Origin of the sequence: Erythrobacter sp. Dej080120_24, assembly GCF_036322605.1 — a bacterium.
In the GTDB taxonomy this organism is placed as follows: Bacteria; Pseudomonadota; Alphaproteobacteria; order Sphingomonadales; family Sphingomonadaceae; genus Erythrobacter; species Erythrobacter aurantius.
Genome location: NZ_AP027262.1, coordinates 243315 through 264991, shown reverse-complemented (window position 1 = coordinate 264991; position 21677 = coordinate 243315). Strand labels below are relative to the sequence as shown.

The following is a 21677-nucleotide window of genomic DNA, read 5'->3' as shown; positions in this document are numbered from 1 at the left end:
CGCAGCCTGCACCCCTGCGAAAATGTGGAGGGGCCATCGCGCCGGAGCCGGGGCTATCCTGGATCCCGCAAAGGAGAGACATCATGTCCACCATCCCCCGCGTTTCCTCGGCCTTGACGGGAGAGCCCGCGCACTTCGGCTCGGTCCTCGCGCACCAACCAGCGATCGCCGCCGCTTTCACCCGCCTGTATGGCCGCTTCTGGGGCAGCGATGTGCTTTCGGCCCGACTCAAGGAAGTTGCCCGGATGCGCAACGCGCGGGTCACCGAATGCGGGTTCTGTCGCAATGTGCGTTTCGACAAGGCGCTGGGGCAGGGTCTGGGAGAGGATGTCGTCGATGATATCGACTGGGGCTATGAAAGCTCGGACAGGCTTACGGAGGCGGAAAAGGCGGTGCTGAAATTCACCGATGCCTTCATCCATGATCCCGAACTGCTCACCGGCGATGCCGAAGCCGCGCTGAAGCGCCATCTTTCGCCCGAACAGATCGCGGAACTGGGCCTCGGGCTGACGTTGTTTCTGGCCCTGGCCAAGGCGCTGATCACGATGGGGCTGGAACCCGAAGTGATGGATCGCACCGTCCTGCCCACGCCAGCTCCGACGGAGCCGGTGCAATGAACGGCCCGGTGGCCGAGGCGCTTGCCGCCAATCCCGATTTGCGCACGGGGTTCGAGGAATTTCGAAAGGCCGCACACGAGGCGCTGGGCGAGGAGTTGACGGCGCAGGTGCGTCACGCAGTGGCCGGGGTGCACGGGATTGATCTTCCGCCGCCTGTCGGAACCGCGCCCCCCGCAACGCTGGCCTATGCCCGGCGCATTCCGTTCGAGCACACCGCGATCACCGACGAGGAAGCCGCCGCGGTGGTGGCCGAATTAGGAGAGGAGCGTTTCGTTGCGTTCAGCGTGGTCGCCGCGCTGGCCGATGCCGAATGCCGGGCGGAAAAGGTGGGGCTGACAGGGCTGAGCGCCTAGCTTCGCTGCAATTCGCGCAGCACGTCCGTCCCGTCCCAGTCGCGCGCTGCATCGCGCACCATCGCGTAAAAGCCGAGCAGCGCCTCGCCCGGCTCGTAGAGTTCAATCATGTGGCCGAGGGTGGCGCTCGCATCCATGAAGGCAAAGCGCGTCCCGCCTTCCACTTCGGAAAGCTGGGCGAGCGGATGCCCGCGTGCTTCGAAATCGGCGATGGCGGCGTCGAGACCTTCGACGAACACGGCCATGTGATGCAGTCCGAATCGCCCCGATCCCGCAGGAAAGAGATCGTGCATCGCGCTGGGTCCGTCCCCGTGCTGTTCGACGAATTCGATCATGACACCGCCCCATTGCCCATAGGCTGATGAATGATCGAAACGATGCGGCACGCCGCGATGTTCGCTTGCCGCGAGGGGGATGTGGCGCAGCACGAAGAACGGGCCTGAGCCAAAGATTTCGCTATGAGCGCGTGCGGCGGCTTCGATGTCGGGCACGAAATAGGCGACCTGCCGGATCGCAAGACTGCCTGCGTCCTGCATCAGTTGACCGCGCGATCCTTCCCTTCCCAATAGGGCGCACGCAGTTCGCGGCGCAGGATCTTTCCGCTCGGATTGCGCGGCAGCGCGGGGATGAAGTCGACCGACTTGGGGCATTTGTAGCCCGCGATATGCTCCCGCGCGTGGGCGATCACTTCGGCCTCGGTCAGCTCTTCGCCCGCCTTGACGACAACGCAGGCCTTCACTTCCTCGCCCCATTTCTCAGACGGAATGCCGATCACCGCGACATCGGCGACCTTGGGGTGGGCGTAGATCGCGTTTTCGACCTCCGCCGGATAGACGTTTTCGCCGCCCGAGATGATCATGTCCTTCACCCGGTCGTGGATGTAGAGATAGCCATCCTCGTCGAGATAGCCCGCATCGCCGGTGCGCAGCCAGCCGTCCGCGTCGATGGTGTCGGCGGTGGCTTGCGGGTTGTTCCAGTAACCGCGCATGTTCTTCGACGATCGTGTGGCGATTTCACCCACCGTCCCTGTCGGGACCGGATTGCCCGTTTCATCGATGATCTTGATTTCGACGCCCGCCAGCGGCTTGCCCACGCTGCGCATCCGGGGGGAGCCTTCGGGCACGTGATCTTCGGGATCAAGCGCGACGATCGTGCCGCTTGTTTCCGTCATGCCGTACATCTGCACGAATCCGCAGCCGAGCACCCGCATTGCCTGTTTCATCAGTTCGAGCGGGATCGGCGAGGCGCCGTAGGTGATGTATTTGAGGCGGCTGAAATCGACCTCGTGCACGCGCGGATGATTGAGCAGGATCTGGATCGCGGCGGGGACAAGGAAGATTTTAGAGATGTTGTAATTTTCGATCAGGTCGAGCGCCTTGGTCGGATCGTATTCGGGCAGCACGATCGAATTGCTGCCTGCCACCATCGTGCCGATGCCCGTTCCGGTGCCGCTGATGTGGAAGCAAGGCATGGCGAGCAGTGTGACATCGCCCGGGATCGGCTCCTGCCATTCGCGGTCATACCCTTCGGCCCGGCTCGAAAGGATCGATCCATGGGTCATCACCGCGCCCTTGGGCTTGCCGGTGGTGCCCGAGGTGTAGAGCTGCAACGCGTCATCCTCCAGCCCGACGCGCGCAGGCACCGGGTCCGGTGGGAAGCCGTCGCGCCAGGTGCGGTAATCCGCCCCGGAATGGTCAGGCGCGTCGATGCCGATGACCTGCTCGACCTTCGGGCAGTCACCGCGCACCTTTGCCAGAATGTCGGCAAAGCCTTCACCCACGAACACGATCCGCGCTTCGCAATTGTCGAGGATATAGGCGACTTCGGGCGCGGCGAGGCGCCAGTTCACCGGGGTCATCACCGCGCCGATCTTGGCTGCGCCCAGCAACGCCTCGAAGTAAAGCGGGTGGTTCTTGCCGAGGAAGGCGACGCGGTCGCCTTTTTCGGCTCCCATCGCGACCAGCGCATTGGCCACGCGATTGCTGCCTTCGTTCAGCTCGGCAAAAGTGATCACCTCGTCGCCATAGGTAAAGGCGGCGGTGTCGCCCGAGTGCAAGGCGTGTTCACGCACGATATCGCAAAAGGAAGCTGCGCTTTCGAGCGCGCGGGTAAGTGTGTCTTGTGCCATGGGCGCAAGATTAGGCGCAGCGCAGCGCATGGGGCATTGGCACAAATCATAGCGGGAAGTGCCGCGCGCGGTGGTAAGGTGGCGATCATGGCCGAACGGAACAGCTCAGACGCCGACATTCCCGAGGGGTACGAACCCGCCGGTTTTTCGCCGGGATTTCTCGATCATGGCGGGCCGTATTTTCTGAAAGCCCGCCCCGGCAGGCCGATGCTGGTGGGTCTGCGCATCTGTCCGCACCACATCAATTATCAGGATGCAGCGCATGGCGGGGTAATCTCTACCCTTGCCGATGTCGCTCTCAGCCATGCGATCTATGATGCGGAGCGCCCGCGGCTTGCCCCGTCAACCATAGCCTTGCAGGTCAATTACCTGCGTTCGGCTCGCCTTGGCGACTGGCTGGAGGCGCAGGTGCGGATTGACCGCCTTGGCGGGCGCACGGCCTACACCAGCGGCGAAATCGTGTGCGATGGCGAAGCCGTGGCGACGATGAGCGGGGTCTTCGCGATTCTGCGGCCCTAGCCGAGAAAGCGCGCCACCACCGGGGTCGAAGGATCGCGTTCATCGTGAAAGCCCGATGCGCCCTCCGGCGTGTCAGACAGGTCAACCCCTTCAACTTCGCGGAACTCGCGCCAGTCATACAGGCCGGTGCGCTGAGCGATGCGCCATTCGCCGCTTCGCTTTTCGAACCGGTCGACGTAGCGACCCGCGATGACGGCAGAATAGATCTTGCCCTTGTCCGGGAAGACATCGGGGATCGGGTATCCGGCGGGAATCGTGTGCATTGCCGTCATGTAGGTTTCGGTGTGGCAGACCGTATCGCCGTCAAATCCGAACTGCACCTGTCCCAGCTGGTGCTGTGTCGCGAGGCACGGATCGATGATCGCGCGCGCCTGATCCACGAAGCCGCGCCAGTCGCCTTCCACCACGCCAAAGCGGAATCGGGCATCCGCGTGGAACAGATGCTCCATCATGCTCCATCGCCGCCGGTCGATCGCATGGGCATAGGCGGTGATAATGTCGCGGATAGCTTCGCGGTCTTCGATCCTGATGCTCATGCGTCCAGCTCCACTATGACTTTGCCGATATTGCCGCCGGTGAACAGCTTTGAGTAGGCGGCCAGCGTGTTCTCTAGCCCGTTCGTGACGTCATAGGGCATGATCAGCTTGCCTTCGTCGACCCAGCCCCTGAGCCGCGCGGTCAGCCGTTCGCCCTGATCCATGAAATCCGGGCTGAAGAAGCCTTCGATCCGGAGCCTTCGCATCAGCACCTGATCAAATTCGCGCGGTGAGGTTCTGGCGGTGCTGCCATAATCGGCCAGCAGCCCGCACACGGCGATGCGGCCATAATGGTTCATCCGCGTCAGCACCGCGTCAAGCAGATTGCCGCCGACATTGTCGAAATAGACATCGAACCCGCCGGCCTGGTCCAATTGCGTCCCGACGCCGCCGGCCTTGTAGTCGATCGCCCCGGCAATCCCCAGATCGCCGGTCAGGTAACGGCATTTCTCCGCCCCTCCGGCAATGCCCCAGGCCTCGCAGCCCAGCAGTTTTGCGATCTGCACCGCGAGTATGCCTGTCGCCCCGGCGGCGGCGGATACCAGCACGCGTTCGCCCGGTTTGGCAGCGCCGGTTTCCTCGATCCCCCACAGCGCGGTCCAGCCATTCATGCCGAGCGGGCCGAACCATGCCCGCCTGTCCGCGACCGAAGGGTCAAGCTTCACCGCGCCCGACATCGCCGCATCGACCTGGCTGATGTCGCCCCAGACGCCGAATGCGCGCACCAGATCGCCTTCGGCAAAACCGGGCGCGCGGCTGGCGATGACTTCACCCAGGACGAGCCCCGTCATCGGCGCGCCCACGGGCAGCGGTGGCTGGTATCCGTCTTCGCGGCTGGTAAGCCAAAGGCGCGTGCCCGCATCCATCGAAAGCATCGCGTTGCGGATGCGGATTTCGCCCTCGCCGAGTTCGGGCAGCGGTTCTTCCACCAGCGCCAGTGCGCCTGCGAAATCCGTCCCCTCCGGTCGGCGTTCTATGCGCCAGTATCTGTTGTCCATGCATCCGGTTGTCCAAGCGCGCCGACGCTACGACAAGCCGCGCTTTTGCTAGGGTGCTATCACTTTGGCGCGGTGCGGGGCGCGGCTCTCCTTCGTAGTCTTGGACAAACGAATTGAGGGAGAGAGAACATGGCACTTATCACGGTGGTCGGCGCATCGGGCAGGCAGGGCATGGCGCAGGTCCGGCAGGCATTGAAGGCCGGGTATGACGTGCGCGCGATTTCGCGTCAGGAAGACCCCTTCGGCGGCGCCAAGATCGACGGGATCGAACGGGTCGAAGTGCGCCCGATGGACCTTTATGATCCGTCGACATTCAAGCCCGCGCTCGAAGGATCGGATTACATTTTTTACACCCATCCCCTGCAGGCCCGCGCCGATCGCGCCGTGTTGATCGGCGATCTCGGCAAGGTCGGGGCGGAGATCGGGGTCAAGCGGCTGGTGTGGAACACCTCCAGCTGGATTCCGGACAAGCCCGGCGATCCTTTCACCTATGGCGAGAACACCAAGGGCATCAACGCGCTGTGGCGCTCGGGCTGCCCCGGCACGGTGTTCGGCAGCGTGTTGTTCATGGACAATCTGCTCACCAACTGGGCGCGCCCCTTCATCGTCAACGAAGGGCGCTATGTGTACCCGCACAACCCCAACCTCCAGGCCAACTGGATCAGCCTTGATGACGTGGCGAAATTCATGCTGACCAGCCTTGAACGTCCCGACATGGAAGGCGCATGGCTCAACATCGGCGGGCCGGAGCGGCTGGTGGGTAAGCAGGTGACGCAATACCTGTGCGAGGCGCTCGACAAGGATATCACCTACGATCCCTGCACGCCCGAGGAATTCGGCCGCTATCTCGTCGAAGCCGCCGGGGATTCGATGCCGCCCGAAATGCGCGAGGATTTCGCCAAGGGGATTCAGGCCTTCTACGAATACAACAACGAAGCGCCCACGCGGCCCTTTGAAGTCGACATGGACCACGTCTACGAACGCTTCCCCGAACTTGACGGCAAGCTGGAAACGCTGGGCGAATGGACCAAGCGGCAGGATTGGGGCGAAAGCAACTTCCGGCCTGCCTTCGGGTAGGGCTGGCGCATGACCCGCAGGGTTGAAGGCAAAGTCGCTCTGGTGACCGGTGGCGCATCGCGCCCCGGTCTTGGCTTTGCCATTGCCGAACGGCTCGCCGAAGAAGGCGCGATCGTAATCCTGACAGATGTCGATGCCGCCGGCGTCGAGGAAAGCGCGCGGCTGATCTGCGAGCGGAACCTCGCGGCTGAGGCCATGCCGCAGGATGTCGCCTCGGAATCCGACTGGACGAGGGTGGTCGACGACATCCTTGCCCGCCACGGGAGGCTCGATATCCTCGTCAACAATGCGGGTATCCTCGACATTGCCGCGATTGCCGACGATCACGCGCTTGCCGGGCTGCGACGGCAGCTGGAGGTCAATGTCGTCGGCTGCTTCATGGGAACGCAAGCAGGCGTGCGGGCAATGCGCCAGTGCGGCAACGGCGGGGCGATTATCAATCTTTCGTCAGTCGCCGGGAAAGTGGGCTTTCGCGGCAGCGCATCCTACGCGGCGACGAAGGGCGCAGTGAAGCTGATGACGAAGTCGGTCGCGCTCGAAACCGCGCCAGAGGGCATCAGGGTGAACTCGGTCCATCCTGGCATTATCCGAACGAACATGCAGCAGCAGGGGCTGGAGGACAATTCCGCCAATTACGATGCCATCGTCGCGGCCATTCCAGCCGGGCGGCTGGGCGATCCGCGAGACATCGCCAATTGCGTGCTGTTCCTCGCCTCTGATGAAGCGGGATATGTCAACGGAGCGGAGTTCGTCGTGGATGGTGGTTACACCGCCCAATAACTCCGCCTGAAGCGCTACTCCGCCGCCTGACGCTGCTCTGCGGCGAAGATTTCCAGCAGTTCCTCGTCGCTCGCATTGGTCAGCTTGGCAGCCCATTGGTGGAAGACCTGCCCGCCGCGCTCGTTGCGGCCGAACAGCACTTCCTTCATCAGCCCCGATTGCAGCGCCTCGTGCTGGCGCTTGCCCGTCTTGTAGTCCTCGTCACGCACCACGATTTCGAGGAAATCGAACTGTTCGTGCGCCGATTTGACGTCGGCTTCGGTTTCGGGCCGGTTTTCCATGACATAGAACTGCGTGGTGTAGCTTTCGCCCACGGTTTCGCCGGGGAACAATTGCGAGATCATCGCCCCGCGCTGTCCGCCGCCGTAGAAGCTGGCGATCGAGATATGCGGGAAGATCGTCCACACGCCCTGCACCAGCACTTCCTGCGGCAGCTCGTCATCCGACAGCACCTCAAGGTCCATCTGCTGATCATCATCGCCCGATACCTTGATCGCGAATTTCGACGGGGTCGAAAGCCGCTGGTGCGGGCCGAAGGCGAAATAGTTGGCGCGGTTGTAGAAATCCGCGCCGAAAGTGTCCTTGTGCAGCACCGGCAAGTGGTAGAAATCGAGATAGCCGTCATAGGCCGTCTTCCAGTTCGGCCCAGCCAGGGTGCGCTGCGCGAACAAAGTCCAGCCTTCGAATTCGAACGCCTTGAGCAAATCGTCATAGCCACACAGGTAGTCCGCGATCGACAGCTTGCTGTCGGGATCGAGCGTCGCCCAGATCAGCCCGGCGCTTTCGTAGACCGGGAAGCGTTTGAGGCACAGCGCGGCCTTGTCCACCGCGCCGAAATCCTTGGGGCTGGCAACGCCGACCAGATCGCCGTCGTTCTTGAACGTCCAGCCGTGATAGCCGCAGGTGAAGCGCGTGCCCTTGCCGGTACCGTTGGGAACCACAGGGTTGCCGCGGTGGGTGCACATGTTGAGGAATGCGCCCACGCTGCCGTCGCGCTGGCGGGTCAGCAGCAGCGGCACGCCGCAGATGTCCATCGCCTTGTAATCGCCCGGCTCGGGCAATTCGCATGAAGGAGCCACCATCAGCGGCAGGCGGCGGAAGATGTTGCGCTTTTCCTTCTCGAACAGGTCGGGGTCGGTGTAGCTGCTTGCCGGAATGCGCACGATCTCGTCGGCATATTCCATCGTGTCCGCCGCCCCGTGCGCGACAAGGTTGCGGGTCATCGAAATGAGTTCTTCGCGCGACATGTGTCCGTCCTCCCAATTTGCCTGACAGGATGCGCTGTCATGATCGCTTGCCGCAATGCGTGTTTTTATGAGGCGCGCACGCCGCGGATGATCAAACGAAAACGGGCGGACCTTTCGGCCCGCCCGCTCGGCCCCCACGAGGAACATGGGGGAGTGGAGAAGTGATCAGAAGCGGAAGCTCGCCTCCACGAAGACCTGACGGCCACGGTTCTGCGTCAGCACGAGGTCGTCGCCAGCCGGAAGGCCGAGAGCGTTGCCTGCCGGGGCAAGGAACGGACGACCACCCGAGGTGATGACGAAGATTTCGTCGGTCAGGTTGGTCGCGATCAGCGAAAGCCGCCAATTGCCGTCCGGATGACCGATCGCCGCGGTCGCATCGAGCGTCCAGAAGCTGGGCTGGACGAAGTCGTTCAGCGTGGCTTCGTCGGTGATGTAGCCGTCGTTATAGGCGGCGTTGCCCGAGAACAGGAATTCCAGGCTGTCGTTGATCGGCACCGTCCAGTCGGCGGCGATATTGCCCGACCATTCCGGCGACTGGCTGGCGCGGCGACCGTTAAGGTCGATCGTGCCACCCGCGCCGCCCGGCTGCAGGAAGGTGTCGGTATACTGCGCGTCGAGATAGGCGAGGTTGGCAGAGATATTGAGACCTTCCACCGGGGTGCGCCATGCAAATTCCAGATCGACACCCTTGGTCGTCAGCTCGCCCGCGTTGCTGGTGACGAACTGGATGGTGGTGGCGTTGAAGTTCTGCACCTGCAGATCGGTGAAGACGTAGTAGTACGCCGTCATGTTCAGCGTGATGTTGCGATCATCGAACTGCGACTTGAAGCCGATTTCACCGCCGATCGCCTCTTCGGAGTCGAAGATCAGCGATCCGAAGTCACCCGACAGCGCCGCGACGCTGAGGCTGTTGGACGGCAGTGCGGAGTTGTCGATGCCACCCGACTTGAAGCCGGTCTTGAACGAGGCGAAGACGTTGATGTCGTCAGCCGCCTGATACCGCAGGGTGACTTCGGGCGAGAAATTGTCGTCCTGGAAGTTGATCGGGCCCGAGAAGAAGCCCGGCGACACGAAAGCCGGGCCCTGCAGGAAGGTGTGCAGGTAAGGCACTTCGATGAAGGACACCTTGGTTTCGTCGGTCCAACGGATGCCGCCCGAAAGCTCGAGCCGGTCGGTCAGGTCGATGATCGTCGACCCGAAGAACGACAGCGCTTCGGTCTTGGTGGTCTGGATCTTGTCCCAGTCATAGGTGAAGCCGGTAACCGGGTCCGCGCCCAGGAACGAGATGTTGACGCCCTGCTGGGCAGTGTCGAACACGATGGTGCGGTCTTCGTAGAAGGCGCCGATCATGAAGTTGAATGGGCCGTCGAAATCCGAAGTCAGACGCAGTTCCTGGCTGTATTGCTCCAGCGCGTTGATCGGGTCCGAACAACCGGCACCGCCGGGGACGCCACCGGGGAACACGCCGACATAGGAATAACAATCGAAATCGACCGCTTCCATATCGAGAATGCCGCTGGTCGAAGTCAGCGTCAGCGTGTCCGAAAGATCGAGGTTCCACAGGAGGCGTGCAAACCAGATTTCGGTTTCGCCGAAGGGAACGCCATTGCGTCCGGCCGCTTCCGACGGGGTCGGCACGCCCGGTGCAAGCTGCGGCGCCGCATCAGGGATGAAATAGCGCTGATCGGTGACGTTACAGTCGTGTCCGCCGGGGATCACCAGACCCCCGCTGAGAAGGAAGACCGGATCGGGGAGGCCATTGGGGCCGCAGCCGATTTCGGCGGTGCCGATTGCGCCGTCATTCTCGTTCTTGGTATATTGTACCTTGAGGTTCGCATCGAACCGGTCGGACGGGTCCCACTGCAACGTACCGCGCACGATCAGGTCCGTGAGACCACGTTCCTGATTGACGGCGGGGGTGCCATCCTGAAGGATCTGGAATTCGTCGATATCGTTCCACTGCGCTGCCAGACGCACGCCCAGCGTGTCGCTGATCGGGCCGGAAACGTAGCCGCTGAGCAGGTAGCCTTTTTCCTCGAATTCATACGAGGCCCGGCCGCCGACTTCCCAGTTGGGGGTCGGGTTGGCCGAACGGATCGCAAACACGCCGGCGGTGGCCGATTTACCGAAGAACAGCGATTGCGGGCCTTTCAGCACGTCGATCTGTTCGGTGTCGAAGAACCCGGCCTGCACGAGGCGCATGGTCGAAACCTGAATGCCGTCGAAGTCGAAGGCGACCGCCGAATCGAACGAGGCCGAGATGTTAGAGGAGCCGACGCCGCGCAGGCTGAGCTGGCCGCCCGAACCCGAACCGCCGACCTGAACGTTCAGCGTGGGAACGCGGCTGGTCACGTCCGCGACATTGTCGACGCTGAATTTGTCCAGCACATCGCCGCCGATCGCGGTGACGGTGACGGGCACTTCCTGCAGGCTTTCGTTCTGGCGACGGGCCTGCACCACGATCACCCGCTCGCCAAATTCGTTACCGTCCTCCGCGGTTTCATTGTCCTGCGCCATCGCGGTTTGCGGCACGGCGGCAAATGCAGCCATTGCGGCCCCGCTCAAAAGCGCGCGCCGCAATCCTGTGGCGCCGAATTTGGAGGCAATCCGGGTGTTATATGTGGTCATATGCTCTCTCCCTTGACGGCGCAGAAGCATCGCCCCGGCGCCCAGTTCCCCAGTCCCTGTGCCGTTTTTCCCCACGGCTATCAGTAGGCCTGAGACTGTATGGAGAGGGGTTTCTCCGCTCATCTAGCAAAAGGGATAGTAAGCCTCGCAAAGTGCGCCAATTTTGCCACTATGTCCGGCAAATCCTGTTTTCCGTAGCGTCATTTTACGTAAGCGGAAAGACTAGCGAGCGGGTTCACACCCCGGTTGCCATTTCCTCGACGCGCGGATCGTTCGGCCAGACCCAGCGCTCGTCGATCACCGGTTCGACGCGCAAGCCATCAGGCACGTTCTCGATCCCGATCATACGGTCGAGCGTCTGGTGGAACGAATAGATGCGCGCTTCCTGATAGGACAAAGGCACGCTCTTGAACGCGGCGCTCTGCATCGAATGCTGGATCGCTTCCCCGAATTGCGTGTCTTCAAGGATGATCGGGCTCATCTGCCGGCCGTTCGGCTGGCTATCGTCAGGTACTGTCCACAGGTCGGGCGCGGGTGCATCGCCCCAGTCGAGCGCCATTGTCACCAGTTCCAGCCGGGTCGTGCCAAGCGAAGTCGGCCAGAACACCAGTGGCGGCACGAAGTAATTGGACAGCGGTGAAACCCAGTTGGGAAACAGCGTGTAGCTTTGCGTGCAGGTGCGGCCCAGTTCGCCCACGGTTTCGATCTGCTGCCATCCGGGCGGGCTGTCGATCGCGCGGACATGCTCGCGATCGGTCTGGCGCGGGGCGGGGGCCAGCATCCGGGCGTGGCCATTGGGATAGATGGTGTTGAGGTTGCGCTTGCTGTCCACCAGCGGGGCGACTGTATCGGGATGGATGAACGGCACATGGTACACTTCCATGTTTGCCTCCATCGCGACTTTCCAGTTGCACTTGAGCTCGAAGGAATGGCGCGCCGCCAGCCGCACGCGGTCAAACGCGAATTCGTCCCACTCGTTCATCAGCGGGCCGAGCCATTCGGTCAGCGGCATGGCTTCGTCGTCGAAATTGACGAAGATGACATTGCCCAGCATCTCGCACCGCACCGGGATCAGCCCGCGACAGCTAAGGTCGAAGTCGGCCGGGAAATCCTGCCGTTCGGGCACGCCCACCAGGCTGCCGTCAGTCTTGTAGGTCCAGTTGTGATAGCCGCACATCAGGCGCGAGGACTTGCCCCGATCCTGCGTCACCACCGGCGCGCCGCGATGGCGGCAGGTGTTGTAGAAGGCGCGAACCACGCCATCCATGCCATGCACGATGACGATGGGATCGCCGGCATTGTGCCAGCGCATGTAGCACCCCGGCTCGGGAATTTCGTCGATATGACCTGCGAACAACCAGCTCTTGCGAAAGATGTGCTGCTGTTCGAGCGCGAAATATTCCTCGCTGGTGTAGCGCGCGGCGGGCATGTCGGGGAGCTTGGGAAATCCCTTTGGCGGAGCCGTGCGGCGGCCTTCCCATTCCATCAGCGCCTTGAGGCGCGCGACTTCGGCATCTTCCAGCATCTTCGCTCTCCCGAACTTAACGATAGACCGCTCGCCGCCCGACGCACCTCACATTTTTCCCATCGCTTTAAGTAGTGGTGCGAAGCGCAGCGCCTCTTACTCTCCCATGAAAACACAACGCTTTTGGGAGAGGGCGATGAACGACAACAAGAAGGGACGGCTGGCAGGGAGGATTGCGCTGGTCACCGGCGGAGCGATGGGGCTGGGCAAGGCCGATTGCGAAAGGCTTGCCGCCGAAGGGGCCAGCGTCATCGTCACCGACCGCGAGGTGGAACTGGCGCATCAGGTGGCCGATTCGATCAATGGCGACGCGATGGCGCTCGACGTCACCAGCGAAGAGCAATGGCAGGAAGTCATGACCGCCGTTTCCGAACGCCACGGCGGGCTCGACATCCTCGTCAACAATGCGGGCAACGTGATCTTCGAGAATGTCGAGGAATGCTCGCTTGCGCATTTCAAGCTGCATCTCGACATTCACGTGGTCGGCACCTTCCTCGGCTGCAAATACGCGCTGCCGCTGATGAAACACCGCCACAAGGTGAATGGCGGAGGCGGGTCGTCGATCATCAACATGGCCTCCACCGCGGCACTGATGGGATATGGCAATATCCCGGCCTACACCGCGGCAAAGGGCGGCATTTCGTCAATGACGCGCAGCATCGCGACCTATTGCCAGGACGAAGGTTACGGCATCCGCTGCAACGCGCTGGCGCCCGGCGGGATCGAAACCCCGATGGTGATGGGCGTGTCGGGCCGCGCAGGCGAACAGCCGATGGAAATTCCTCCCGGCCCTCTGCCCGCCGATGCGCTGGGCCATCCCAATGACGTGGCAGGCTGCGTCGCCTTCCTTGCTTCGGATGACGCGCGGTTCCTCAACGGCCTGACGATCCCGGTGGACAATGGCCTCGACGCCCGCCCCCACCACTGAGGCATCGCCCGACCCGGCTGATGCGCCGGAAGGCTCCTATCGCTGGTACGTGCTGGCGCTGCTGACGCTCACCAGCATGTTCTCCGTCGCGGACCGGCTGGTGTTCGGCATTCTGGTCGAGGACATAAAGGCGGAATTCGGGCTTTCCGATTTCGAGCTCGGCTTGCTTGGCGGGGCGGCGTTTTCGCTGGTCTATGTCATCGCCGGCTTCCCCGCCGCGCGGCTGGCGGACCGTTCGGTGCGCAAGAACATCGTTGCCGCCGCGATCAGTTTCTGGAGCGTGATGACCGCGATGTGCGGGCTGGCCATCGGGTTCTGGACCCTGTTCCTTGCCCGTGTCGGCGTTGGCGTGGGGGAGGGGTGCTCAGGCCCGGCTTCGCAAAGCCTTGTCGCCGATTTCTTCCGCCGGGGTGAGCTTGCCAAGGCGATGGGTTTCCTCACCATCGGGGCCAGCATGGGCACCGCTGGTGGACTGGTGGTCGGCGGACAGCTCGCCGAAATGTTCGGCTGGCGCTATGCCTTTGTGCTGATGGGACTGCCCGGTGTCCTGATCGGCCTGCTCCTTTACCTGACCGTGCGCGAGCCCCGGCGCGGACGCTATGCCGCCGAAGGCGCACGCATCGAGCAACAGGGCCTGCGCGAAACCGTCACGCAATTGCTCGGCAACCGGGTGTTCATGGGCCTTTCGGCCGGCTGGGCGCTGCAATTGCTGATCGGATACGGCCTTGCCTTCTGGATGGCCGCAGTGATGCTGCGCCAGTTCGACATCTCGACCGGCAACGTCGGTCTGTACCTCGGCCTCGCATTCTTCATCGGCGGCATTCCGGGGCCGATCCTTGGCGGATACGTCACGCAATGGCTGACCAACCGGCACGAACACTGGCGTGCGTTGGTGCCGGGCCTGTCGAGCCTGCTGTGCGTCGCCCCGCTTGCCCTCAGCCTTACTTCGGACGCCTTCTGGCCCTTTCTCGGCTGGTTCGCGTTGGCCTATGCCATCTATGTCGCCAGTCAGGCGGGCATCCTTTCGGGCATTCAGGCCGCCGTCGAGCCATCGCAGCGCGGGTTTGCAGTGGCGACCGCGCTGTTCATGAACAACCTTGTCGGACAAGCTTTGGGTCTTGCCGTGATCGGCTGGGTCAGCGACTGGCTTGCTCCTACGCAAGGGGCCTATTCGCTCAGCATCGCGGTGTTCGGAGTGTGCCTTGTCGCGGGGATCGTGTCGATGGCGGTGTTCGCGTGGACAGCCGCGCAAATGGGGCCGAGCGGTTATCTCGAAAGGATGCGGGAGGCTTAGAGGGCGAGGTCAGAAGCCCGGATGCACCGCCATCATCGCGCCATCGACCAGCATTTCCGCGCCCGTCATGTAGGGGCATTCATCGCTTGCGAGAAAGGCGATCGCGGCCGCAGTTTCCGCCGGATCGGCTAGGCGTTTCAAAGGAGAGGTCTGCGCCACGGCCGCTTTCAGCCCGGGCATAAGGTTTTCTGCCTGAGCAAGGATATCGGTGTCGGTCGCTCCGGGGATCACCGTGTTGCAGCGGATGTTGTAGCCCTTTTGCGCGCAATGCACCGCGATTGACTTTGACAACACCCGCACCGCGCCCTTGCTCGAACAATAGGCGACATCGGTGGGCAGGGCGGCGATCGCGGAGGTCGATGCGATGTTCACGATCGCGCCTGACGAACCGCCGGGATTGTCTTTCATCGCGGCGATGGCCGCGCGGCACCCGGCCATCGTTCCCTTGATGTTGATGTCGTAAATGCGGTCCCACGCCGCATCGGTGACATCCTCGATCGAAAGCGAGGAGACGGTGCCGGCGTTGTTGACGAGGATGTCGAGCCTGCCCCAACGCTCCACCGCCTGCGCGACGATCTGCGGCCATGTTGCGGTATCAGCCACGTCTTGAACCGCGAAGGTCGCGCCGGTTTCCTCGCAAAGCGCTGCGCCCTTCTCGGCGTTGATGTCCGTCCCCAGCACCTCGGCCCCATCAGCGCGCAGGCGCCGCACGGTCGCCGCGCCGATGCCGCTGGCACAGCCGGTGACGATGGCGATCTTCCCCGAAAGGTCGGGCATTATTCCGCCTGCTGCCAGATCGCCGCACAGGGGCGCTTGTTGTGGGTCTCGACAAAGCGGGTGAGATTGTCCGCGCCTTCGGGGATTTTCCAGCCCACGGTGAAGCCGAAATTGGCGAAGGCGAAAATCAGCAGGTCGGCAAAGGTAAATCGGCCCAGCGCGATGTGGTTGCTTGCCCCCAAAACGCTGTCGAAATAGCGCCACTTTTCATCCGACATTGCCGAAAGCTCGGCTCCGGCCTCGGGCGAAACCACGCTCATGCGCGGTTCGAACATCGGACGGCCAGCGCCTGCGCGGAAACCCATGGTCATCGGCACGACGACTTCCTGATCGAACAGCCGCGCCCATTTGCGCACTTCGGCGCGTTCTTTCGCTGTCTCTCCGAACAGGTTGGGCGAGGGGTGCATTTCCTCGATGAATTCGCAGATTGGCCAGCTTTCGGTGAGGCAGGTGCCATCGTCGAGCTCCAGCGTGGGGATCGTGCCGAGCGGGTTCTTCGCCATGTAATCGGCGTTCTGGCGGTTTTCGCCCGTTATGATGTCGTAATGGACCCGCTCGAAGTCGCGCCCTTCCTCCAGGCCTTTTTCCACCATGAACATGCGCACCAGGCGCGGATTGGGGCCGAGGCTCGAATGCAGGATCGTCATCTGTTTCTCCTTCGCGTTGCGGCGATTGTTCGCACCCTATTCGCGTGAACGCGGCAAGTCGCCCTCGCAAATGCGATAGGCCGGCCGGTCTGCTCCATATCGTCAATTTGCCCCTTGCACCGCAGCGCCGGGGCCAGCATCTAGATCACATGAGCGGAAACGATCAGGACGATCCTCAAAAGGATTCAGCCGGAGGCAATGGCGAAAGCAGCCGCGCGCGCCAGCTGTTCGGTCACAAGAGCGGCGCGAGCCCTTGGGAAAAGCTGGAGGCCGGATCTCCAGCCGCACCCGCGACCACTGCTGCCCAACCTGCTCCGACCGCTTCGGCACCCTATCCGCGCGATGCGCAATACACGCCCCGCACTCCGATTGCGGAGGCCCCGCCACCGGTAATCCCTGCCGGTGTCGACGATGACGGCGAGCTGACGAAGCTGCACCCCAATTACCGGCTCGTCATGCGGATCGGAGCGATCTTCGCCGGGCTGGCGATTACTGTCGCAGCGATCATTGCCGAAGCGGCGTTGCGCGACAATTTCGACCTGCCCACCGGCATTATCATGATCCCGGCGGTGGCATTTTCCCTGTTTCTAGTCATCCGGATACCCAACGCGCGTTTCAACGCTCGCGGATACCAGATCAGCCGCGATCGGCTGAGGGTGGTGCGCGGGGTCATGTGGCACAGCGATACCGTGGTGCCGTTCAGCCGGGTGCAGCACATCGATGTCGATCAGGGCCCGATCGAACGCGCGCTCGATATCGCCACCATGACCTTGCACACAGCGGGCAGCCACAATGCATCGGTCAGCCTGCCGGGTCTGGGGCATGAACTGGCGGTGCAGATGCGCGAGGAAATCCGCGCGCACATCAAACGGGAAACCCTGTGAACGAAGGCCCGAAACCGGAAGGCCAGAACACCGATCCGCGCACGATTCTGGTGGGGGTGCTGTCGTCCGCACAAAGTGCAGTCATTCCTGCCGCCTTCGTCATGTTCGGCAGCGGCGGATTGGGGCTGGCGGTGGCCTTGCCGGTGTTCGCGGGGATCATCGCTGTCGGCACGCTGTTCAGCTACATCGGCTGGAAGCGGCTGACCTACACCATCGGCACGCAAGACATTCGCGTCGAAAGCGGCGTGATCAGCCGTTCGGCCCGGTCTGTGCCCTATGAGCGCATTCAGGACGTCAGCCTAGAACAGAAACTGCTGCCGCGCCTGCTGGGCCTTGTATCGGTCAAGTTCGAGACCGGGGCGGGCGGGGGCGAGGATCTGTCGCTGTCCTATCTGACCGAGGAGCGCGGCGAGGAATTGCGCCAGCTGGTGCGTGAAATGCGCGAAGAGGACGCGTCCACACTCGACACGCAGCAGGGCGAGACTGCGCAAAGGCAGGCAGCCGAACCCGCCGACGCGCTCTTCACCATGGGGCCGCAGCGGCTGTTCACCTTCGGCCTGTTCGAATTCTCGTTGGCGGTGTTCGCCGTGCTTGCCGGCTTGCTGCAATATGCCGACAGCTTCATCGATTTCGAAATCTGGGACCCGGATGTCTGGCGCGGGTGGGTGGAGCGCTACGGCATCGATTTCGCCGCGCTGGATGCAAACTTGCAGCTGCTGGGCGCAATCACCGGGCTGGCCGGCCTGCTGGTGATCGGATCGCTTACCGGTATGGTCCGCGTCTTTGCCCGTGAATGGGGTTTCCTGCTGGAACGCACGCCGCGCGGCTTCCGGCGGCGGCGCGGATTGTTCACCCGCACCGATGTCGTCATGCCCGCGCACCGGGTGCAGGGGGTGAAAATCGACACCGGCTTCATCCGCTATCGTTTCGGCTGGCACGGGCTGAGCTTCATCAGCCTCGCGCAGGACATGGGCGCATCAAACCACGTTGTCGCGCCGTTCGCCCGGATGGACGAGATCGAGCCAATCGTTGACGCCGCCGGTTTTCATTTGCCCGCCCCCGACATCGAATGGCACCGTGCGTGCAATCGCTATCTGGTCGATTCTTCGTTCGGCGATGCGTTCTTTTTCCTTGTCGGGGCAGCGGCAGCTTTCGTCTCGACGACGCTTTATGCCCCTGAATGGACCGCGCTGGCGACCGGGATACCACTGGTACTGGCGGGGCTTGCAGCGATAGCCAACGCGCTGTCGTGGAGCCGCCAGCGCCATGCGCTCGACACGACGCAGATCATGGCGATGAAGGGCGTGCTGTCCCCGCGCAGCCAGATCGCGACCCGGCTGAAACTGCATTCGGTCGAAATTTCGCAAGGCCCGGTTGCGCGGCTGCGCGGCTATGCCACGCTGCATCTGGGGCAGGCGGGGGGAGAATTCTCCATCCCCGGCGTGCCGATTGAGCATGCCCGTGAAGTGCGGCGCAAGGTGCTTGAAACCATCGCGGCGACCGATTTTTCCCGGCTTGAAAGCCAGCAGGCGGCCTAGGCCCGAAGATCGGCCCAGTCCGGGTTCGCGTCGAACTTCTTGGCGACATACCAGCACTGCGGGACGATCCGGAAACCCTCTTCGCGCGCATCGGCGATCAGGGCATCGACCAGCAGGCCTGCGATCCCGCGCCCGCCGATGGACTTCGGCACGACCGTGTGCGTTGCAACCCGCACATCATCCGATCCGCCCGGCTCCCATTCGAGGTAACCCGTCGCGCTCTCTCCCGCGATTTCGGCGATATATTTGCCGCCCTTGCCATGCGGGTGATGGGTGATCGTCACAGATGTTTCGGTGTCGCTCATGTATCGTCCTTCTTGCGCTCTGACGCATCACGGTTAGAGGCGGTTGCCGCGATGACTCAGATCAAACCCTTCCTCTCCGACAACGCCGCCCCCGTCCACCCCCGTTTGTGGGAAGCGATGAAGGCGGCGGACAGCGCCGACAATCCCTATGACGGCGATGCGCTTTCTGCCGAGCTTGACGCGCGCTTCACCGATCTGTTCGGGCGCGAATGCGCGGCGCTGTGGGTGGCGACGGGGACGGCGGCCAACTGCCTTGCGCTTGCGACCCTTTGCCAGCCGCATGGCGGAGTGGTGTGCCATGAAGAGGCGCATATCGAAGTGGACGAAGGCGGCGCGCCCGGTTTCTACCTTCATGGGGCGAAGCTGATGCTGTGTCCGGGCGAGGGCGCCAAGCTGACGCCCGAAGGCATTGCCGCCTTGATCGACCCGATCCGCGACGACGTGCATCAGGTGCAGCCGCACGCCATCGCGATCACACAGGCGAGCGAATACGGGTGCACCTACACTCCGGGCGAACTGGCCGCCCTGTCTGAATTCGCGAAGGCGCGCGGGCTTGGCCTGCACATGGATGGCGCGCGGTTTGCCAACGCAGCCGCATATCTGGGCGGTTCTGCCGCCGACGCGGCGCATGGCGTCGACAGCCTTGCTTTCGGCTTCATCAAGAACGGCGGAATGAGCGCCGAGGCGGTGGTGCTGTTCGATCCGGAAGCAGCCGCGCTGGTCAAATACCGTCGCAAGCGTGGAGGGCACCTGCAATGCAAGGGGCGCTATCTCGCTGCGCAGATCCTCGCCATGCTCGACGGCGATCTGTGGCTCGAAAATGCACGCCATGCCAATGCCGCCGCGCAGGAGATCGTTGCCGGTTGCACCGAACGTCTGCTGCACCCGGTTGAAGCGAACGAGATGTTCCTGCGCCTCACCGCCCAAGAGCGCGAGGCGCTGCGGGCGCAGGGCTTTGCATTCTATGACTGGGGCGAGAATCTGGCGCGCTTCGTCACGGCATGGGACACCCGCGAGGAAGATGCGGTCGCGCTGGGCAAGGCCATCGCCAGCCTATGAACGCGGGCGAAACCGGGCTGGGGCCGCCGATGTTGCGGCTGGGTGTGATCCTGCCCTTCCTCATCACCGGCACGATCTGGGGATCGACCTGGTTCGTCATCACCGGGCAGATCGACGGCGTGCCTGCCGCGTGGTCGGTGTTCTACCGTTTCGCGCTCGCCACGCCCGCGCTGTTCATCGTCGCGGCGCTGATGAAGCGGCGGCTGACGCTGACCGCGCCCGAGCACAGGCTTGCGGTAATGGTCGGCCTGTTCCAGTTCAGCGGCAACTTCCTGTTTGTCTACCATGCCGAGCTTTATGTCACCTCGGGCATTGTCGCGATGATGTTCGGCCTGCTGATGGTGCCCAATGCGCTGCTGGCGCGCTTTTTCCTGGGGGAGCGGACGCAAGGCGGATTCTGGCTGGGCAGCGTGATCGCGATTGTCGGGGTGAGTTTCCTGTTGCTGCACGAATGGCGCGCCAATCCCGATGCCGGGGTGATCGGCGGCAATGTCGCGCTCGGCATTGTGCTGGCGATGCTGGGTATTCTGGCGGCGTCGGTCGCCAATGTGATTCAGGCCAATCCGGTGGGACGCGGCGTGCCGATGGTGAGCCTGCTCGCCTGGGCGATGCTGTATGGCACGGTGTTCGATCTCGGCTTTGCGTTCCTCACCGAAGGCGCGCCGCCCGTCCCTACCAGTGCCACCTATTGGGGCGGGATCGTCTATCTCGCGCTGGTGGGTTCGGTCGTGACCTTCCCGCTGCATTACAATCTGGTGCGCGAAATCGGCGCCGGGCGGACGGCCTATAACTCGATCCTGACGATCAGCGTGGCGATGGTGATTTCGACCCTGTTCGAAGGGTATCAATGGACCCTGCTGACCGCGATCGGAATGGCGCTAGGCGTGATCGGCATGGTGTTTGCCTTGCGTTCAAAGCAGAAGAAGTAGTCTTTCATCACCCGGTCAATCGGCCCACAGGGCCGTAAGGGCGACTGCCTGCCGACGCATGAGGTCAAAACAGGGAATTCAACCCCTCCACATAGGTCGGATATTTCGGCTGCCAGCCCAGCACGCGCTTGGCCTTGCCGTTGGCGACGCGGCGGTTCTCCATGTAGAATCCGCGCGCTATTTCGGACAGGTTCGCCTCCTCCAAAGTTTCGAGCAGTGGAGGTTCGACACCCAGCAGTCGGCAGGCGTGTTCGGTCACTTCATTGCCGCTCGCGGGCAGATCGTCGCCGAGGTTGTAGGCCCCTGCAGGCGCGTCTCCGGTCAGCGCGGCGACCACCCCGCTGGCGATGTCATCGACATGCACACGGCTGAACACCTGCCCCGGAAGATCGATCCGCCGCGCCTTGCCCTCCCGCACCCGGTCGAGCGCGCTGCGGCCCGGTCCGTAGATGCCCGGAAGGCGGAACACACGCGCGCCCAGCGTCAGCCATGCAAGGTCGGCCTCGGCGCGGGCGTTGCGGCGACCCTCTCCGTTTTGGGCGATGGTTGGCGTGGTTTCATCCACCCACGCGCCTTCCCGGTCGCCATAGACGCCGGTGGAAGAGAGGTAGAACAGCGGCTTTTCCGACAACGCATCGCCATAGGCTTCTAGCACAGGGTCGGATTCCGCCTTGCGATCGGGTGGCACGGACGAAAGCACATGGCTCGCCTCCCTCAGTCCTGCGAGCACTGACTCGCGGTCGCAGAAATCCACGTTCCCATCACTACCCGTCGCATCGACACGCCACCCTTGCGCCTCCATCGCTGCCTTGATGCGTTTCGCGGTGTAGCCCAGCCCGAAGATCAACAAATGCGCCATGGCTTGCGTCAATCGGTTGGACGAAGGGCGAAATCAATCTAAATCACCG

Annotated in this window: 22 protein-coding genes; 11 read left to right on the top strand and 11 right to left on the bottom strand. The window is 63.0% G+C overall.

The genetic code is table 11. The features are described 5' to 3' along the window. The first annotated feature begins 83 nt into the window (after positions 1 to 83). Together AABA34_RS01295 and AABA34_RS01290 are read left to right on the top strand one after the other, a co-directional pair. Complete coding sequence (locus tag AABA34_RS01295; RefSeq protein WP_338303546.1) at positions 84 to 617, top strand: carboxymuconolactone decarboxylase family protein; 534 nt, start codon at positions 84 to 86, stop codon at positions 615 to 617. Then, entirely contained in the window at positions 614 to 970 is a 357-nt protein-coding gene (locus AABA34_RS01290; RefSeq protein WP_338303545.1) for a hypothetical protein, read from the top strand. Before AABA34_RS01295 ends, AABA34_RS01290 begins: the two co-directional genes overlap by 4 nt. Here the strand turns inward: AABA34_RS01290 and AABA34_RS01285 are convergent. Both AABA34_RS01285 and AABA34_RS01280 read right to left on the bottom strand, forming a co-directional pair. Next, on the bottom strand, positions 967 to 1506 hold the full coding sequence (locus tag AABA34_RS01285) for a VOC family protein (protein WP_338303544.1): 540 nt from the start codon (positions 1504 to 1506) through the stop codon (positions 967 to 969). The genes AABA34_RS01290 and AABA34_RS01285 overlap by 4 nt on opposite strands. Continuing rightward, positions 1506 to 3098, bottom strand: coding sequence for a fatty acid--CoA ligase (locus tag AABA34_RS01280; RefSeq protein WP_338303543.1), 1593 nt, complete (start codon positions 3096 to 3098; stop codon positions 1506 to 1508). The genes AABA34_RS01285 and AABA34_RS01280 overlap by 1 nt, the downstream gene beginning before the upstream one ends. An 87-nt stretch (positions 3099 to 3185) precedes the next feature. On the opposite strand from AABA34_RS01280, the gene AABA34_RS01275 reads away from it, so the two are divergent. Beyond that, positions 3186 to 3617, top strand: coding sequence for a PaaI family thioesterase (locus AABA34_RS01275; RefSeq protein WP_338303542.1), 432 nt, complete (start codon positions 3186 to 3188; stop codon positions 3615 to 3617). Here AABA34_RS01275 and AABA34_RS01270 read toward each other — a convergent pair. Both AABA34_RS01270 and AABA34_RS01265 read right to left on the bottom strand, forming a co-directional pair. Continuing rightward, entirely contained in the window at positions 3614 to 4153 is a 540-nt protein-coding gene (locus AABA34_RS01270; RefSeq protein WP_338303541.1) for a nuclear transport factor 2 family protein, read from the bottom strand. The genes AABA34_RS01275 and AABA34_RS01270 overlap by 4 nt on opposite strands. Continuing rightward, positions 4150 to 5151, bottom strand: coding sequence for an NADP-dependent oxidoreductase (locus AABA34_RS01265; RefSeq protein ID WP_338303540.1), 1002 nt, complete (start codon positions 5149 to 5151; stop codon positions 4150 to 4152). Before AABA34_RS01265 ends, AABA34_RS01270 begins: the two co-directional genes overlap by 4 nt. A 129-nt stretch (positions 5152 to 5280) precedes the next feature. Between AABA34_RS01265 and AABA34_RS01260 the strand changes: the two genes are divergently transcribed. Beyond that, entirely contained in the window at positions 5281 to 6228 is a 948-nt protein-coding gene (locus AABA34_RS01260; RefSeq protein WP_338303539.1) for an SDR family oxidoreductase, read from the top strand. Between the two features lie 9 nt (positions 6229 to 6237). Further along, the gene (locus tag AABA34_RS01255) at positions 6238 to 7008 is read left to right on the top strand and encodes an SDR family NAD(P)-dependent oxidoreductase (protein ID WP_338303538.1); all 771 of its coding nucleotides are present in this window, start codon (positions 6238 to 6240) and stop codon (positions 7006 to 7008) included. Positions 7009 to 7022: 14 nt separating this feature from the next. Here the strand turns inward: AABA34_RS01255 and AABA34_RS01250 are convergent, their stop codons facing one another. The 3 genes from AABA34_RS01250 to AABA34_RS01240 form a co-directional block, all read right to left on the bottom strand. Beyond that, the gene (locus AABA34_RS01250) at positions 7023 to 8255 is read right to left on the bottom strand and encodes an aromatic ring-hydroxylating oxygenase subunit alpha (protein ID WP_051700404.1); all 1233 of its coding nucleotides are present in this window, start codon (positions 8253 to 8255) and stop codon (positions 7023 to 7025) included. 165 nt (positions 8256 to 8420) lie between these two features. After that, positions 8421 to 10883, bottom strand: coding sequence for a TonB-dependent receptor (locus AABA34_RS01245; RefSeq protein WP_252259303.1), 2463 nt, complete (start codon positions 10881 to 10883; stop codon positions 8421 to 8423). A gap of 235 nt (positions 10884 to 11118) precedes the next feature. Continuing rightward, complete coding sequence (locus AABA34_RS01240) at positions 11119 to 12408, bottom strand: aromatic ring-hydroxylating oxygenase subunit alpha (protein WP_338303537.1); 1290 nt, start codon at positions 12406 to 12408, stop codon at positions 11119 to 11121. 136 nt (positions 12409 to 12544) lie between these two features. Here AABA34_RS01240 and AABA34_RS01235 point away from each other — a divergent pair, with 136 nt between their 5' ends. Then, on the top strand, positions 12545 to 13336 hold the full coding sequence (locus tag AABA34_RS01235; RefSeq protein WP_338303536.1) for an SDR family NAD(P)-dependent oxidoreductase: 792 nt from the start codon (positions 12545 to 12547) through the stop codon (positions 13334 to 13336). Next, on the top strand, positions 13308 to 14630 hold the full coding sequence (locus AABA34_RS01230) for a spinster family MFS transporter (RefSeq protein WP_051700407.1): 1323 nt from the start codon (positions 13308 to 13310) through the stop codon (positions 14628 to 14630). The genes AABA34_RS01235 and AABA34_RS01230 overlap by 29 nt, the downstream gene beginning before the upstream one ends. A gap of 9 nt (positions 14631 to 14639) precedes the next feature. Here the strand turns inward: AABA34_RS01230 and AABA34_RS01225 are convergent, their stop codons facing one another. Further along, positions 14640 to 15407: an SDR family NAD(P)-dependent oxidoreductase gene (locus AABA34_RS01225; RefSeq protein ID WP_338303535.1), complete on the bottom strand. Its 768-nt coding sequence runs from the start codon at positions 15405 to 15407 to the stop codon at positions 14640 to 14642. Then, the gene (locus tag AABA34_RS01220) at positions 15407 to 16054 is read right to left on the bottom strand and encodes a glutathione S-transferase family protein (RefSeq protein WP_338303534.1); all 648 of its coding nucleotides are present in this window, start codon (positions 16052 to 16054) and stop codon (positions 15407 to 15409) included. Before AABA34_RS01220 ends, AABA34_RS01225 begins: the two co-directional genes overlap by 1 nt. Positions 16055 to 16203: 149 nt before the next feature. On the opposite strand from AABA34_RS01220, the gene AABA34_RS01215 reads away from it, so the two are divergent. Together AABA34_RS01215 and AABA34_RS01210 are read left to right on the top strand one after the other, a co-directional pair. Further along, a complete protein-coding gene (locus AABA34_RS01215) occupies positions 16204 to 16938 on the top strand; it encodes a PH domain-containing protein (RefSeq protein ID WP_338303533.1) in 735 nt (244 codons plus the stop codon). Next, on the top strand, positions 16935 to 18476 hold the full coding sequence (locus tag AABA34_RS01210; protein WP_338303532.1) for a PH domain-containing protein: 1542 nt from the start codon (positions 16935 to 16937) through the stop codon (positions 18474 to 18476). The genes AABA34_RS01215 and AABA34_RS01210 overlap by 4 nt, the downstream gene beginning before the upstream one ends. Here AABA34_RS01210 and AABA34_RS01205 read toward each other — a convergent pair. Beyond that, a complete protein-coding gene (locus AABA34_RS01205) occupies positions 18473 to 18781 on the bottom strand; it encodes a GNAT family N-acetyltransferase (RefSeq protein ID WP_338303531.1) in 309 nt (102 codons plus the stop codon). The two genes, AABA34_RS01210 and AABA34_RS01205, sit on opposite strands and share 4 nt — an antisense overlap. A gap of 51 nt (positions 18782 to 18832) precedes the next feature. Between AABA34_RS01205 and AABA34_RS01200 the strand changes: the two genes are divergently transcribed. Together AABA34_RS01200 and AABA34_RS01195 are read left to right on the top strand one after the other, a co-directional pair. Further along, entirely contained in the window at positions 18833 to 19840 is a 1008-nt protein-coding gene (locus tag AABA34_RS01200) for a threonine aldolase family protein (RefSeq protein WP_034956730.1), read from the top strand. After that, positions 19837 to 20769 (top strand): DMT family transporter, encoded by a 933-nt coding sequence (locus AABA34_RS01195; RefSeq protein WP_034956733.1) that lies wholly within the window; start codon positions 19837 to 19839, stop codon positions 20767 to 20769. Before AABA34_RS01200 ends, AABA34_RS01195 begins: the two co-directional genes overlap by 4 nt. 64 nt (positions 20770 to 20833) lie before the next feature. On the opposite strand, the gene AABA34_RS01190 is transcribed toward AABA34_RS01195, so the two are convergent. Continuing rightward, the gene (locus tag AABA34_RS01190; protein ID WP_034956736.1) at positions 20834 to 21628 is read right to left on the bottom strand and encodes an SDR family oxidoreductase; all 795 of its coding nucleotides are present in this window, start codon (positions 21626 to 21628) and stop codon (positions 20834 to 20836) included. Between the last annotated feature and the right edge of the window lie 49 nt (positions 21629 to 21677).